Annotated in this window: 11 protein-coding genes and 1 pseudogene; 7 read left to right on the top strand and 5 right to left on the bottom strand. The window is 71.8% G+C overall.

All coding sequences use genetic code 11. From position 1 onward, the window contains the following. The first annotated feature begins 265 nt into the window (after positions 1 to 265). The 4 genes and pseudogenes from ACWGJ2_RS38785 (at position 266) to ACWGJ2_RS38770 (ending at position 2,978) form a co-directional block, all read left to right on the top strand. On the top strand, positions 266 to 1,924 hold the full coding sequence (locus ACWGJ2_RS38785) for an alkaline phosphatase D family protein (protein ID WP_453351102.1): 1,659 nt from the start codon (positions 266 to 268) through the stop codon (positions 1,922 to 1,924). A gap of 5 nt (positions 1,925 to 1,929) precedes the next feature. Further along, positions 1,930 to 2,373: pseudogene (locus tag ACWGJ2_RS38780) on the top strand (protein kinase domain-containing protein); the annotation flags it as partial. After that, positions 2,312 to 2,650, top strand: a complete 339-nt coding sequence (locus ACWGJ2_RS38775) for a hypothetical protein (protein ID WP_453351103.1) — start codon at positions 2,312 to 2,314, stop codon at positions 2,648 to 2,650. The pseudogene ACWGJ2_RS38780 and the gene ACWGJ2_RS38775, both read left to right, overlap by 62 nt. Before the next feature lie 124 nt (positions 2,651 to 2,774). Next, a complete protein-coding gene (locus ACWGJ2_RS38770) occupies positions 2,775 to 2,978 on the top strand; it encodes a hypothetical protein (protein ID WP_453351101.1) in 204 nt (67 codons plus the stop codon). A 79-nt stretch (positions 2,979 to 3,057) separates the two neighbouring features. Here the strand turns inward: ACWGJ2_RS38770 and ACWGJ2_RS38765 are convergent, their stop codons facing one another. Beyond that, positions 3,058 to 3,690: a dienelactone hydrolase family protein gene (locus ACWGJ2_RS38765; RefSeq protein ID WP_453351100.1), complete on the bottom strand. Its 633-nt coding sequence runs from the start codon at positions 3,688 to 3,690 to the stop codon at positions 3,058 to 3,060. 52 nt (positions 3,691 to 3,742) lie between these two features. Between ACWGJ2_RS38765 and ACWGJ2_RS38760 the strand changes: the two genes are divergently transcribed. Further along, the gene (locus tag ACWGJ2_RS38760) at positions 3,743 to 4,837 is read left to right on the top strand and encodes a mechanosensitive ion channel family protein (protein ID WP_453351099.1); all 1,095 of its coding nucleotides are present in this window, start codon (positions 3,743 to 3,745) and stop codon (positions 4,835 to 4,837) included. Between the two features lie 985 nt (positions 4,838 to 5,822). Here ACWGJ2_RS38760 and ACWGJ2_RS38755 read toward each other — a convergent pair. Next, positions 5,823 to 7,424 (bottom strand): Na+/H+ antiporter, encoded by a 1,602-nt coding sequence (locus ACWGJ2_RS38755; protein WP_453351098.1) that lies wholly within the window; start codon positions 7,422 to 7,424, stop codon positions 5,823 to 5,825. A 2-nt stretch (positions 7,425 to 7,426) separates the two neighbouring features. Continuing rightward, positions 7,427 to 8,368: an RluA family pseudouridine synthase gene (locus ACWGJ2_RS38750; RefSeq protein WP_453351097.1), complete on the bottom strand. Its 942-nt coding sequence runs from the start codon at positions 8,366 to 8,368 to the stop codon at positions 7,427 to 7,429. Positions 8,369 to 8,507: 139 nt separating this feature from the next. On the opposite strand from ACWGJ2_RS38750, the gene ACWGJ2_RS38745 reads away from it, so the two are divergent. Continuing rightward, positions 8,508 to 9,818, top strand: a complete 1,311-nt coding sequence (locus ACWGJ2_RS38745) for a peptidase M6 (RefSeq protein WP_453351096.1) — start codon at positions 8,508 to 8,510, stop codon at positions 9,816 to 9,818. Positions 9,819 to 9,880: 62 nt separating this feature from the next. Here ACWGJ2_RS38745 and lspA read toward each other — a convergent pair whose 3' ends face one another. Further along, positions 9,881 to 10,537, bottom strand: a complete 657-nt coding sequence (gene lspA, locus ACWGJ2_RS38740; protein WP_453351095.1) for a signal peptidase II — start codon at positions 10,535 to 10,537, stop codon at positions 9,881 to 9,883. 33 nt (positions 10,538 to 10,570) lie between these two features. Continuing rightward, entirely contained in the window at positions 10,571 to 11,458 is an 888-nt protein-coding gene (locus ACWGJ2_RS38735; RefSeq protein ID WP_453351094.1) for a TraR/DksA family transcriptional regulator, read from the bottom strand. A gap of 464 nt (positions 11,459 to 11,922) precedes the next feature. Here ACWGJ2_RS38735 and ileS point away from each other — a divergent pair, with 464 nt between their 5' ends. After that, positions 11,923 to 15,063: an isoleucine--tRNA ligase gene (gene ileS, locus ACWGJ2_RS38730; RefSeq protein ID WP_453351093.1), complete on the top strand. Its 3,141-nt coding sequence runs from the start codon at positions 11,923 to 11,925 to the stop codon at positions 15,061 to 15,063. Positions 15,064 to 15,105: the final 42 nt, after the last annotated feature.

Genomic DNA, 15,105 nt, shown 5'->3' with positions numbered 1-15,105 from the left:
GGCCACCACCGCCCCGGCGCCCGCCCCGCCCCCGGCATCCCGGGACGATCCGTCCCGGGGGCCGCTTCGGGCCCCCGGAGGGCCGCCCCGCAGCCCCCGCGGCTTCCCCCGTGAGCCCCGCCGGAGAAGCCGCGGTCACGGCGAGGCGACGGGCCGACGAACTCCTCGCACGGCTCTGCCCGTTGCCGCTCCCTGCCCGTACCATCCGGCTGTGACCCACACCCACGCCGCCTCCGGCACTCCGGAGGCCCACAGACACGCGCCCGTGCACACGCCCGAGCGCCCCGGAAACCCCGGGCGCCGCACGGTCATCGCGGCCACCGCCACCGCCGCCTCCGCGGCCCTGCTGCCCCTCGCGGGCGGCCTGCCCCGCGCGCACGCCGCGCAGGCCCCCGTCTTCGCCCACGGGGTCGCCTCGGGCGACCCCCTACCCGACGGCGTCCTGCTGTGGACCCGCGTCACACCGGCCCCGGACGCCGTGCCCGGCTCCGGCAAGGGAGCGCCCGTCGAGACCCGCTGGGAGGTCGCAGAGGACGCGGACTTCCGCACCGTCGTGGCGAGCGGCACGGTCACCGCCGAGGCCGCAGCCGACCACACCGTGAAGGCCGACGTGCGCGGGCTGCGCCCGGCCACCCCGTACTGCTTCCGCTTCACCGCCGACGGCGCCCACTCCCCCACGGGCCGCACCCGCACCGCACCGGCCGAGGACGCGAGCGCGGACCGGCTGCGCTTCGGCGTCGCCTCCTGTTCAAACTACGAGGGCGGCTGGTTCTCGGCGTACCGCCACCTCGCCGCGCGCTCCGATCTGGACGCCGTGCTCCACCTCGGCGACTACATATACGAGTACGGGCACGCCGAGTACCCGATGGAGGGCGACGTCGTCCGCACCGTCGAGCCGGGCCACGGGATCGTCTCCCTCGCCGACTACCGCGTACGCCACGGCCACTACCGCACGGACCCCGACCTCCAGGCCCTGCACGCCGCGCACCCCGTGATCGCCATGTGGGACGACCACGAGTTCGCCAACGACGCCTGGTCGGGCGGCGCCGAGAACCACACCCCCGGCGAAGGGGGCGAGGGCGACTGGGCGGCGCGCGTACGGGCCGCGAAGCAGGCGTACTTCGAGTGGCTGCCGGTGCGCCCCTCCACCCAGGGCACCACCTACCGCAGGCTGCGCTTCGGCAAGCTGGCCGATCTGCACCTGCTGGACCTGCGCTCCTTCCGCGACAAGCAGTCCTCCATAGGCAACGGCGGCGAGATCGACGACCCGGACCGCACCCTCACCGGGCGCGCCCAGCTCGACTGGCTCAAGGCCGGGCTCAGCGCCTCCGAGGCGAAGTGGCGGATGGTCGGCACCTCCGTGATGATCTCGCCGGTCGCCTTCGGCTCCGTGCCCGCGCACCTGCTGGGCCCGCTCGCCGAGCTGCTGGGCATCCCCAAGGAGGGCCTGGCCGTCAACGTCGACCAGTGGGACGGCTACACGGACGACCGCCGCGAACTGCTGACCCACCTGCGGGACAACGGCATCGACAACACCGTCTTCCTCACCGGCGACATCCACATGGCCTGGGCCAACGACGTGCCCGTGAAGGCGGCCACCTATCCGTGGGACGAGCCGGTGGCCACGGAGTTCGTCGTCACGTCCGTCACCTCGGACAACCTGGACGACGTCCTGCGCGTCGCCCCCGACACCGTCTCCACCGTCGCCGAGACCGCCGTGCGGGCCGCCAACCGCCATGTGAAGTGGGTGGACATGGACTCACACGGCTACGGCGTCCTGGATCTGACGGCCGAGCGCGCGCAGATGGACTACGTCGTGCTCTCGGACAAGACCGACCGGAACGCCACCGCCGAGGTACGCCGCTCCTACCGCTCCCTTTCGGGCACACAGCGGGTCGAGCGGGCGGAGCAGCCCGTACGCTGACCCCCATGGCTGGGGGAGCTGGGGGATCGCGGGGACAGACCGTCGGCGGCCGGTTCGAGCTGCTGGAACGGCTCGGCAGCGGGGGCATGGGCACCGTGTGGCGGGCGCGGGACCTCGCGCTGGAGCGCGAAGTCGCCCTGAAAGAAGTACGGCCCGTGGACCCGGCGTTGACGCCCGAGGGCTCGGAAGCCTCGCGCATGCTGCGCGCACGCGTGCTGCGCGAGGCCCGCGCCCTGGCCAGGCTCAGCGATCCGCACGTGGTCACCATCCACCACATCGTCGACGAGGGCCCGTACCCGTGGCTGGTCATGGAGCTGCTGCCGGGCGACACGCTCCAGGACAGGCTCACCGCGGCCGGACCGCTGCCGCCGCGCGACGCTGCCCAGGGTGGCCCAGCTCGCCTCGGTACCGAAGTCGGACGGCACATCGGCGCGGGCCAGGCAGCAGGCCGAGCTGGCGCGGAAGGTGGACGGTGTGCGCTGGCTGGACAGCGACGACTACGCGTCGCTGCGCTCCGGCTACTGGTTCTTCTACCGCGCGGGCCCGGACCCCGCGAAGGCCGGGGGCTTCGCCAGCGGCCACGCCGCCGCCGACTGGTGCGGGGCCCAGGGCCTCACCTCGTCCGGCCAGTGCCTGGGCCGCTATCTGAGCGACGAGCGCGCCGACCGCGGCTACCTCTGCGCACCCGACAAGAGCGAGGGCACGGGCCGCTGCACCAGGCCATAGCCCCCGTCCCGCGACGCCACGACCGGATCGGATGACTCCGCGTGCGCGCCCGTGACTTTTGGGCCGTTCGGGTGGATACGCATGTCGACGCAGTATCCGACAATCGGGCGGGCGAGGAAACGACATGATGATCAAGCTGACCGTGATCGCCGCGACGGTGCTGCCGCTCGCCGTACTGGCGAGCGGCACCGCACACGCCGACGAGAAGCACACCGACTCGCACAACGGGCCGCACATTGCCCTCATCTCGACGGGCCAGATCGACGACCCCATGGAGGACGTGCTGGAACACGCCGCCGTGTTCGGCGAGACCTACGTCTTCGACTGAGCGGCCCCGAGCGGCCCGCGGACACCCGCGGGCCGGTACGGACAGGGCCCGTACGGCCAGTGGCTGACGGGGGGGGTGATCAGAGCGTGTCGAGGAAGCCCAGCGCCGTGCGCCAGGCCCGCTCGGCCGCCTCCTCGTCGTAGTCGTCGAGCGCGGCGTCCGTGAACAGGTGGCCGGCGCCCGCGTACGGGAAGACCTCCACATCGGCACCGGCCCTGCGCATCCGCAGGTACCAGGCGTTCAGCCAGTCGTGCGGCTCGAACGGGTCCGGATCGGCCACGTGCAGTTGTACGGGCAGCTCGTCCACGGCCGCGTCCTCGGCGATGTCCGAGGTGCCGTGGAAGAGGAGCAGCCCCTTCGCCTTCGCGTCGGCGAGCGCCAGGTTCTGCGCGACGGAGCCGCCCAGCGAGAAACCCGCGTAGACGAGCCCGCGGTCCGAGAGCGGACCGGTCGCGGTGACGGCCCGCATCAGCAGCTCGTCCCGGCCGATCTCGTCCTTCAACGCCATCCCCTCCTCCACGGTGTCCGCCGTGCGGCCCTTGAAGAGGTCGGGGGTGTGCACTTCGTGCCCGGCGTCGCGCAGGCGGTCGGCCGCACTGTGGACGGCGGGCCGCAGCCCGTACACGGAGTGGAACAGAACGACGGTGGCCAAGGTGTCACATCCCTCACATTTACCTGCCGTGGCCCTGGCCCAGGGCACGATCCCGCCCATGGTGACAGGTACCGTCGGGGGTGGCCTTCTACCCCCGAGGAGTCATTCCGCCATGGAGAACGTGCTACGACCGCTCATCGTGTTCGGCGGTGCGATCGTGCTGGCGTTCGTCGTCGCCTGGGCCGTGGACCGGCTGCTGCTGCGGATCGACACCCGCCACCCGGAAACCCCCATGTGGGGGCTGCTGCGACGTGGCCGGGTACCACTTCAGGCCGTCATCTTCGTCGCCCTGCTGAACGGATTCTTCGATCACGCCGAGATCGCCCGCGACAGCGAGGAGACCGTCGAGCTGTGGCTGCGGATCATATTGATCGGCGCCACGGCGTGGCTCGTGCTGCGCGTGGTCGCCGCCGTGGTCGAGACGACCACCGTCCGCTACTCGGGCATCACCTCCGACGCGGCACGCGCCCGCCGCGTCAAGACCCAGCTCACGCTGATCCAGCGCCTGGTGACCACGGTGGTCGTGGTCATCGCCGTGGCCTCCATCCTGCTCCAGTTCCCGGCGATGAAGACCTTCGGCACCTCGATGCTGGCCTCGGCCGGTGTGCTGGGCATCGTCGCCGGTATCGCCGCCCAGTCGACGCTCGGCAACCTCTTCGCCGGTCTCTCCATCGCCTTCGGCGACATGGTGCGGATCGGGGACGAGGTCGTGGTCGACGGCGAGATGGGCACGGTGGACGAGATCACCGTCTCGTACCTCGTGGTACGCACCTGGGACGAGCGCCGCATCACCATGCCGGTGTCGTACTTCACCAGCAAGCCCTTCGAGAACTGGTCCCGCGGCGGTCCCCAGATGACCGGCACGGTCTTCCTCCAGGTCGACCACTCCGCGCCCGTAGCGGAGATCCGCGCCAAGGCGGAGGAGATCATTCGCGCGAACGACTTCTGGGACGGCCGTAGCTGGAGCCTCGTCGTGACGGACTCGACACACACGACGATGGAACTTCGGGTCGCGATGACCGCGCGGACGTCGGACGATCTGTGGACGTTGCGGTGCGATGTGCGGGAGCGGTTGCTGGGCTGGCTCCAGGAAAAGCACCCGGCCGCGCTCCCGGGCATCCGCCTCTCCTCCGCCACGGGTGCTCCCTTGTCCCTCCCGGAGCCGTCCCCGAACCACGAGTCCGACCGCGCGGGCAAATCCCTCTGACGCTCCCTTCGCGGGGTGCGGAAGGGGACGGGGGGTTGGCCCCGTTCGTCGGGGGTGTTGCGCGGGACGGTTGTCCGGTGTGGTGGGCACCGCAGGGTCCCGCGCTGATTTTTGCGCCGCGGCACGCACTGGGGGTGGCGGGGCGCCGTGTTCGGGTGCGGGCCGGTGGCTACGGCGCGGCGTATGGACCGGTACGTCGCGGCTGGCGCCGCGTGATTCATGGCTCGGACCGTGGATATGGGGTGCCTGTGTGGTGGGGGTCGGCGCCGCGCCGGGGCGTCTCCTCGGGCGAAACCGTCTCGCTTTCGACTCTCAGCCGGTGACTCGCTGCCCTGCGGGGACACCCCGCCACACCACCTCCCACCCGGTGGCCAACCTCCAGCCGAAGGCCGCTCCCGGTCACGACAGGGATCGTGCCCGGTCACGGGGCGGACGAGGGCAAGCGTGCACGGCATCGGCCCTGGTCGGGCGGCAGTGGGCCACCGGCGGGACGGGGACGCGGTGGGGTGTCCCCGCAGGTCGAGACGAAGACCGGCGGAAAGCCGAAACTGAGACCTTCACGCCGAGGAGACACCCCACCCCGGCACCGGACACCCCGCACCCACGCGCCCATAACCCCAACAGGAACCCGGAATCACGCGGCGCCAGCCGCGACGCACCGCAACCACACGCCGCGCCGAAGCCACCACCCGCACCCTCGCAACGAACCCCCAAGGCGCACCCAGGGACGCCCTCGCCGGGCGACGACGCCAAAACTGTTGTGGGCAGGCGTTCCGCATGGCGGAACGGGTGGGCACAACCCGTGCCACCGGCCCGCACCACGCGAACGAACCCCCCAAAAGGGCACCCACAGAGCGCACCCCCTGAAGCCGCACGGCCAATGAGGGGCCCGCCTCGGGAAAGGGTCGCCCCGCAGGGGCTGGCCGCAGCCCCACCAGGCGGGAGGCTGCCCCCGAAACAGAAAGGGAACGCCTCAAACGCGGCGTCAGCCGCGAAAGCTGCGGAGGTCCAGTTGATGCAGCACCCGGTCGCAGACCTCGGGATCAACCCCTGGTTCGCCGCGCGCGGCCAGCACCTCGTGCCGCGCCGCCGACAACAGCTCCCCGTTCAACCGGTGCACCTTCTTCATCCGCTTCACGCGCTTGGCGTGCGCTTCCCGCCGCTCGTCGTCGACGATGTCGGGCGAGATCCGCGCCCCCACGTCCCACGCCCGCCGGGCCAGCAGCTCGGAGACCTCTTCGGGAAGTTCCTCGACCTCCTCGATCTCCTTGAGCCGCCGCTTCGCGGCCTTCGCGACGCGGACGGCGAGCTGTCGCTCCAGCTCGCGCTCGGCCGCGCTGTCGGCCTGTACGTTCAGCCGCTTGACCAGCCACGGCAGCGTCAGCCCCTGGAAGACGAGGGTGACGAGGACGACAGCGAAGGCGATGAAGAGGATCGCGGCGCGCTCGGGGAAGGGCCCGCCGCCCGCCGCCTCGTCGACGGTGAGGGGGACGGCGAGGGCCAGCGCGACAGAGGCCACCCCGCGCATCCCCGACCACCAGACGACGACGGTCTCGCGCCAGTTGACGGGGATGTCCTCGTCCAGGTCCTTGTGCCGGTGCAGCCGCTTGGCCAGCCACGCGGCGGGGAGCAGCCAGGCCAGCCGTACGACCACGACGGCGGCGACCACGGCGACGGCCGCGGGCAGCAGCTCGTTCCAGCGCCCGCTGACGGGCCCGACGACGGCGGCGAGTTCGAGCCCGATGAGGCCGAACGCGATGCCCGTGACGAGGGTGTCGACGATGGACCAGAAGGTCTGTCCGGCGAGCCGCCCCTGCACGTCGTCCGCGTCGACCGCGCGCCCCGAGCCGAGGTAGAGGGCCGTGGTGAGGACGGCGAGCACGCCGGAGCCCATCAGTTCCTCGGCCAGTACGTAGGAGGCGAAGGGCACCAGCAGCGAGAGGCCGGTCTGGAGGGTGGCGTCGGCGAGGTAGGCGGCGAGCTTGTTGGCCGCCCAGCCCAGCGCGAGTCCGACGGCCACGGCTACGACGGCGGAGAGGACCAGTTCCCCGGCCGCGCCCGGCCACGAGAAGCTGCCGGTCACGGCGGCGGCGATGGCCACGTGGTAGAGGGTGATCGCGGTGACGTCGTTGAAGAGGCCCTCGCCTTCCAGGATGGAGACGAGCCGTCGCGGCAGCCCGAGCTTGCCAGCGACGGTGGTCGCGGCGACCGGGTCGGGCGGCGCGACGAGGGCGCCGAGCGCGACGGCGCCCGCGATGCCGAGCCCCGGCACCAGCGCGTTGGCGACGAACGCGACGACCGCCGTGGTCACGAAGACCAGGGCGACGGCGAGCAGGAAGATGGGCCGTTTGTTCGCGGCGAACTGCCGCCAGGAGGTGCGCTGGACCGTCGCGTAGAGCAGGGGCGGCAGCACCAGCGGAAGGATGAACTCCGGCGGCACCTGCACGTTGGGCACGAACGGCAGCAGTGCCAGCAGCCCGCCGAAGAGGGTCATGAGCACGGGCGAGGGCAGCCCGAGCCGGTCACCCAGCGGCACCATCACCACGGCAGCGAGCAGCAGGGCGAAGAGCAGGGCGAGCTGATCCACGCTTACGCACTCTCCGCACGCACCACGTCCAGCGCTCGCTGGAGGTCGTCCGGATAGCCGCTCTCGTACTCGACCCAGCTTCCGTCGGAGGGGTGCTCGAAGCCGAGCCGGAGCGCGTGGAGCCACTGCCGCTCCAGCTTCAGCCGCTTGGCGAGCGTGGGGTCGGCGCCGTAGGTGAGGTCGCCGACGCAGGGGTGCCGGTGCGCCGACATGTGCACCCGGATCTGGTGGGTGCGCCCTGTCTCCAGCTTGATGTCCAGGAGGCTGGCGGCGCGGAACGCCTCGATGAGGTCGTAGTGGGTGACGGAGGGCTTGCCCTCGGCGGTGACGGCCCACTTGTAGTCGTGCTGGGGGTGGCGTCCGATGGGCGCGTCGATGGTGCCGCTGAGCGGGTCGGGGTGGCCCTGGACGAGCGCGTGGTAGCGCTTGTCGACGGTGCGCTCCTTGAACTGGCGCTTGAGCAGCGTGTAGGCCCGCTCGGACTTGGCGACGACCATCAGGCCCGACGTGCCCACGTCCAGCCGGTGCACGATGCCCTGGCGCTCGGCGGCGCCGGAGGTGGCGATGGTGTAGCCGGCGGCGGCCAGGCCGCCGATCACGGTGGGTCCGGACCAGCCGGGGCTGGGGTGCGCGGCGACGCCGACGGGCTTGACGATCACGACGATGTCCTCGTCGTCGTGGATGATCTCCATTCCCTCGACCGGTTCCGCGACGATCCGCACGGGCGCGGGTGGCGCGGGCATCTCGACCTCGATCCAGGCGCCGCTGTGGACCCGGTCGGACTTTCCGGCCTCCGCCCCGTCCAGCAGGACCTTTCCTTCCGCGGCCAGTTCGGCCGCCTTGGTGCGGGAGAAGCCGAACATCCGGGCCAGGGCGGCGTCTATACGCTCGCCTTCCAGGCCGTCCGGTACGGGCAGGGTGCGGATCTCGGGAAGCGTGCTCACCTGATCGAGTATGCCGGACGTGGCCCGTTCACCCTCACTCGCGCGGACCGCCCCGGGGTGCGACGGCCTCTCCCGCTGGCGACGGTGTCACTACCCACGGGCGCCGACGGCGCTGTGCCGACCTCGCGAGGGAGCACGTATGCGTGGCACGAATCCGGCGTCCGGGAGCCATCCGATACCGGGCCGGGGCTCCGGGCGGTCCGCCCGCCCGGGGTCCCGGCGCCCGCGCCGCGGCTCGCACCGTCGCGGCCCGTACAGTCGTCGCGCCGTCACCCTCGCGGGCGCCACGGCCCTGGCCACCGCGGCCCTGGCCCTGATGCCCGTCGACCACGCGGGGGCCTCGGTGATGTCGGGCCCGTGCGCCGTCGTGCCTGGTCCTGGCTTCGACGAGGGCCCGCCTGGGCCCGGCTTCGTCCGGCCGCAGGGCGACCGCAAGGCCGTCATGATCATGGTCGACTTCCCCGACCTCCCGGCGCGCGGCTCCCCCTCCCGCCGCGCGTCCTTCTTCTCGGACTTCACGGACGACTATCTCGCGCAGGCGTCCCACGGCAGATACCGGCTCGATCTGGAGCCCACCGACGGCTGGGTGCGGATGCCGCGCGCCTGGGCCTCGTACGGCATAGGGCGCGGCGTCCCGACGGCCACCATGCGCGCCTACGTACAGGACGCGCTGGACGCGGCCGAGCGCCGGGGCACCGACTTCACCGGCACCGAGATGGTCTACGTCGTCGCCGACGACAACGTCCCAGCCCCGCCCACCGTCTCCCAGGCCAACACCTTCACGGGCCTGCGCGCGGGGCACGGGCTGACGGGCACGTCCATACGGGGGGCCGCGCTCGTCTTCGGCAGGAGCCAGGACGCGGCCGTCTGGCAACGGGGCAACTTCGTCCACGAGGCCAACCACCTCTACGGGCTGCCCGACCTCTACGACACCGGCGAGGACGCCTCGGTCCGCCACGCGGGCGGCTGGGACACCATGAGCATGGCCGGGATCTCGGACCTCATGGGCTGGCACAAGTGGAAGTTCGGCTGGCTCGACACGGACCGGGTCGGCTGCGTCAGCTCCCCCGGCACCTCGGAGCACGAGCTGCGCCCCGTCGCCTCGCCCGGAGGCGGGAGCATCGCGGTCGTCCGTACGGGCCCGAGCCGCGCCGTCGTCGCCGAGGCCCGCACCAGGACGGGCCTGGACCGGGGCATCTGCGCCGAGGGGGTGCTGCTCTACACCGTGGACTCCCGCGTCCCCACGGGCCGCGGCCCGGTGCGCGTCGTGGACGCCACACCGCGCAGCGGCGGCGGCCCCGCCTGCTCGGACCGCGACCCGGGCGAACTGGCCGAGCTGGCGGACGCGCCGTTCCGGCCCGGCGGGGGCCACACCTTCCCCGACGGCGTCCACGTCCGGGTGACCGGGGTGACGGCCGACGGGTACGCGGTGCGCGTCACCCGAAGGTGATCCGGAGGTGAGGCGTGGGGCGGGTGCCTTCCGGGGAGTCCTCGGAAGGCGGCGAGGAGCCGTCAGTCCCGGTGGACGGTTCCGTCGGGGTCGAGGCCGCGGAAGGAGAGGATGACGATCAGGACACCGCCGCACACGATCGCCGAGTCCGCCAGGTTGAAGACCGCGAAGTGACTGGGTGCGATGAAGTCCACGACCGCGCCCTGGAAGACGCTGGGCGCGCGGAAGATCCGGTCGGTCAGGTTGCCGAAGGCGCCGCCCAGCAGCAGCCCGAGCGCGATGGCCCAGGGTGTGCTGTAGAGCTTGCGCGCGATCCGCGCGATGACGACGATCACCGCCGCCGCGATCACGGTGAGGACGATCGTCAGCGCCTCGCCGATCCCGAAGGCGGCGCCCCTGTTGCGGATGACATCGAGCTGGAGCAGCGTGCCGATCACCTGGATCGGCGCGTGGTGCTCCAGCTTGGCGACGACGATCAGCTTGGTGGCCAGGTCCAGCGCGTACGCGAGGAGCGCGACGCCGACGAGCACACCGATGCGCCTGCTCCCGCGGCCCGCCGCGGTCTCGCCCGGTGCTTCGTCGCCGGAACTCTCACCCGGCGTCTCCTCGCCGGGGCGCTCGTCCCGTACGTCCTCGCCGGAACGCCCGCTCCGCGCGTCCTCGTCCGGCTCTTCCGCGGCCCCGTCCGGAGTATCGATGCCCCGCTCCACCTCTGTCACGCAACGAGGGTACGACACCACGGTGCGGGGCGTTCAGCGGCGCTCCTGCTTCTGCTTGCACTCGACGCACAGCGTGGCCCGGGGGAACGCCTGCATCCTGGCCTTGCCGATCGCGTTGCCGCAGTTCTCGCAGAGTCCGTACGTCCCGGCGTCGAGCCGTTCCAGGGCCCGCTCGGTCTGGTAGAGCATCTCGCGGGCGTTCGCGGCCAGCGACATCTCGTGCTCGCGGGTGATGTTCTTGGTGCCGGTGTCGGCGTCGTCGTCGCCCGCGCCGTCGCCCGAGTCCCGCATCAGGCCGTTCAGCGCCTCCTCGGAGGCCGCGATCTCGCTCTTCAGCCGTTCGGCCTCGGTACCGAGCCCGGTCCTGGCCTCCTCGACCTCTTCCGGGGTCCACGGGTCCTCGCCCGGCCGTACGGCCAGCTCGCCGGGCGGAACGGGCGTCCCCGACGCCGCACGGGCGGTGGGTACCTTCTCGGCCTTCGCCACCGGAGTCTTCTTCGCAGCCACCGTCTGGGCTCCCGTCGTCTTCGCGGCGTCCGCTTCCGCGGGCGCCGCTTTCTTGGCGGCTTTCTTCGCGGGGGCCTTCTCCGCCTTCCGGGCGGTCGGCTCCGCGGCTGCCGCCTCGGCCGGTGCGGCGGCCTTCTTGGCCGCCGCCTTCTTCGTCGTCGCTTTCCTCGCCGGAGGTCCGTCGGCGCTCTTCTTGGCCGCCGCCTTCTTTCCAGCCGCGGTCTTCTTCCCCGCGTTCCGCTTGGTCACGCCCTTCTTGGCCGTGGCCTTCGTCGCCTTTTCCCCCGTCACGGCCTCGTCGGCTCTGTTCTCGCCGTCGGCCCCGTCCTCACCCACGGTCTTCCCGGGCGCGGCCTTCCCCGTGGACTCGTCGCCGGCCGCCGTCTTCTTACCGGCAGTCTTTCTCGCCACCATTGGCCGCGGCCCCTTCACATATTGTGATCTTGCTCGCGAAACGTGACCGGAACGATAAATCGACTTCGAGCGCGCGGCAACGGGGCACGCCGGTCTGCAAGCGTTGTGCCCCGCCCGGCCCTGCGAAAACCGCTCGGTCCCCGCACGCGGAGCCCCGTACACTGGGGGGTGGCGACAGGCGATGAAGGGGACGAGTAGCGTCCGTGAGCGGCCAGGAGCGACCCGGGGACGGTGAGAGCCCGGGGGCGAGCGCGAACGTGAAGATCACCCCCGAGCCGCCGGAAGAAAACCCGCTCCACGGAGCGGGCGAGTAGAACCGGCAGCGCTGCCCCAATGAGGGGACGGTGGGCCCGGCCCGCCGTCAAGGAGGGTGGTACCGCGGGTCCGCTGCCGTCAGGCCGCGCGCTCGTCCCTCCGACGGAAGATGCCTGCTTCTTGTCTGTCCGCCGGAGGAAGTCCCGCCGATGCCATACCGTCAGGTGCCAGCCCAGGTCGACCTGCCCGCCCTCGAGCACGCCGTGCTCGATTTCTGGCGGGAGAACAAGGTCTTTTCGCGCACCCTTGAGCAGTCCGAGGGCCGCCCCGAGTGGGTGTTCTACGAGGGCCCCCCGACCGCCAACGGCATGCCGGGCGCCCATCACATCGAGGCCCGCGTCTTCAAGGACGTCTTCCCCCGCTTCCGCACCATGCGCGGCTACCACGTCGCGCGCAAGGCGGGCTGGGACTGCCACGGACTGCCGGTCGAGCTGGCCGTCGAGAAGGAGCTGGGCTTCAGCGGCAAGCAGGACATCGAGGACTACGGCATCGCGGCCTTCAACGCCAAGTGCCGCGAGTCGGTGACGCGCCACACGGACGCGTTCGCCGCGCTGACGACCCGCATGGGCTACTGGGTCGACATGGACGACGCCTACCGCACGATGAACCCCGAGTACGTCGAGTCGGTCTGGTGGTCGCTGAAGGAGATCTTCAAGAAGGGCCTCCTCGCCGAGGACCACCGCGTCTCCCCCTGGTGCCCCCGCTGCGGCACGGGGCTCTCGGACCACGAGCTGGCGCAGGGGTACGAGACGGTCGTCGACCCCTCCGTCTACGTCCGCTTCCCCCTCACCTCGGGCCCCCTCGCGGGCGAGGCGGCCATGCTCGTGTGGACGACCACGCCCTGGACCCTCGTGTCCAACACCGCCGTCGCGGCACACCCCGAGGTCGCCTACGTGGTGGCCACCGACGGCCGGGAGAAGCTGGTCGTCGCCGAACCGCTGCTGGAGAAGGCGCTCGGCGAGGGCTGGGAGGCCACCGGGCAGCGCTTCACCGGGGCCGAGATGGAGCGCTGGTCCTATCAGCGCCCCTTCGAGCTGGTGGACGTCCCCGAAGCGCACTTCGTCGTCAACGCCGAGTACGTCACCACCGAGGACGGCACGGGCCTCGTCCACCAGTCCCCCGCCTTCGGCGAGGACGACATGCGCGTGTGCCGCGCGTACGGCCTGCCCGTGGTGAACCCCGTCCGGCCCGACGGCACCTTCGAGGCGGAGCTGCCGCTGGTGGGCGGGCAGTTCTTCAAGAAGGCCGACGAGGACCTCGTCGCCGACCTGGACGCGCGTGGCCTCCTCTTCCGGCACGTGGCCTACGAGCACAGCTATCCGCACTGCTGGCGCTGCCACACCGCGCTGCTCTACTACGCGCAGCCGTCCTGGTACATCCGCACGACGCGGGTCAAGGAGGCGCTGCTGCGGGAGAACGAGCGGACGAACTGGTTCCCGGAGTCCGTCAAGCACGGCCGCTTCGGCGACTGGCTCGACAACAACGTGGACTGGGCGCTCTCCCGCAACCGCTACTGGGGCACCCCGCTGCCCATCTGGCGCTGCGCCGAGGGCCACCTGACCTGCGTCGGCTCGCTGGCGGAGCTGAGCGAGCTGACCGGAACGGACCAGTCCGGCCTGGACCCGCACCGCCCCTACATCGACGAGGTCACCTTCGGCTGCACCGCCGAAGGCTGCTCGCTGGAGGCGGCGCGCGTGCCCGAGGTCATCGACGCCTGGTACGACTCCGGCTCGATGCCCTTCGCACAGTGGGGCTACCCGTACAAGAACAAGGAGCTGTTCGAGAAGCGCTATCCGGCGCAGTTCATCTCGGAGGCCATCGACCAGACCCGCGGCTGGTTCTACACGCTCATGGCCGTCGGCACTCTCGTCTTCGACAAGTCGAGCTATGAGAACGTCGTCTGCCTCGGCCACATCCTCGCCGAGGACGGCCGCAAGATGTCCAAGCACCTGGGCAACACCCTGGAACCCATCCCCCTGATGGACCAGCACGGGGCCGACGCGGTGCGCTGGTTCATGGCCGCCGGAGGCTCCCCGTGGGCGGCGCGGCGCGTGGGCCACAACACGATCCAGGAGGTCGTGCGCAAGACCCTGCTGACGTACTGGAACACGGTCGCCTTCCAGGCCCTGTACGCGCGTACGTCGGACTGGGCCCCCAGCGAGGCCGACCCCGCGCCCGCCGAGCGCCCGCTGCTGGACCGCTGGCTGCTGAGCGAGCTGCACGCGCTGGTCGATCTCGTCACCATCGCGATGGAGAACTACGACACGCAGCGCGCGGGCAAGCTGCTCTCCACCTTCGTCGACGACCTCTCCAACTGGTACGTGCGCCGCTCGCGCCGCCGCTTCTGGCAGGGCGACGCGGCGGCGCTGCGCACGCTGCACGACGTCGTGGAGACCGTCACCCGGCTCATGGCCCCGCTCGTCCCCTTCATCACGGAGCGGGTCTGGCAGGACCTGGTCGTGCCCGTCACCCCGGGCGCGCCCGACTCGGTGCACCTGGCGTCGTGGCCCGAGGCCGACCTCGGCAAGATCGACCCCGAGCTGTCGCAGGACATGCTGCTGGTGCGCCGCCTCGTCGAGCTGGGGCGTGCCACGCGCGCCGAGTCCGGCGTCAAGACCCGGCAGCCGCTGTCCCGCGCGCTGGTGGGGGCGCAGGGCTTTGAGACGCTCTCCCCCGATCTGCGCACCCAGATCACGGAGGAGCTGAACGTCTCCGACCTCGCCTCGCTCTCGGACGTGGGCGGCTCCCTCGTCGACACCTCCGCGAAGGCCAACTTCCGCGCCCTGGGCCGCCGCTTCGGGAAGGGCACCCAGGCCGTGGCGAAGGCCATCGCCGAGGCGGACGCGGCGGAACTCTCGGCCGCGCTGCGCCTGGGGACGGCCTCGGTGGAGGTAGACGGCGAGACGGTGTCCCTCGCGCCGGAGGAGGTCATCATCACGGAGACCCCGCGCGAGGGCTGGTCCGTCGCCTCCGACTCCGGTGCGACGGTCGCCCTGGACCTGGAGATCACCCCGGAGCTGCGCCGGGTGGGCCTCGCGCGGGACGCGATCCGCCTGATCCAGGAGGCCCGCAAGAACTCCGGGCTCGATGTCGCGGACCGGATCGCCCTGCGGTGGGCTTCCGCCGACGAGGAGGTCGAGCTGGCGCTCACGGAGCACGCCTCGCTGATCGCCGAGGAGGTCCTCGCGTCGGACTTCGCCCTCGTGGACGAGCCCGGCGCGGACGGCTCCTTCGGCGAACCGTTCCGGGACGAGTCCCTCCCCCTGACCTTCACCCTCCGCAAGCTGTAACCGCTTCTCCGTCCTCCGACGCCGAGCCGGGTCCCATGGTGG

The sequence above is a fragment of the Streptomyces sp. NPDC054796 genome, from assembly GCF_053611545.1.
The sequence above is the reverse complement of the archived record's forward strand: the minus strand, read 5'-3'. Positions and strand labels throughout refer to the sequence as shown.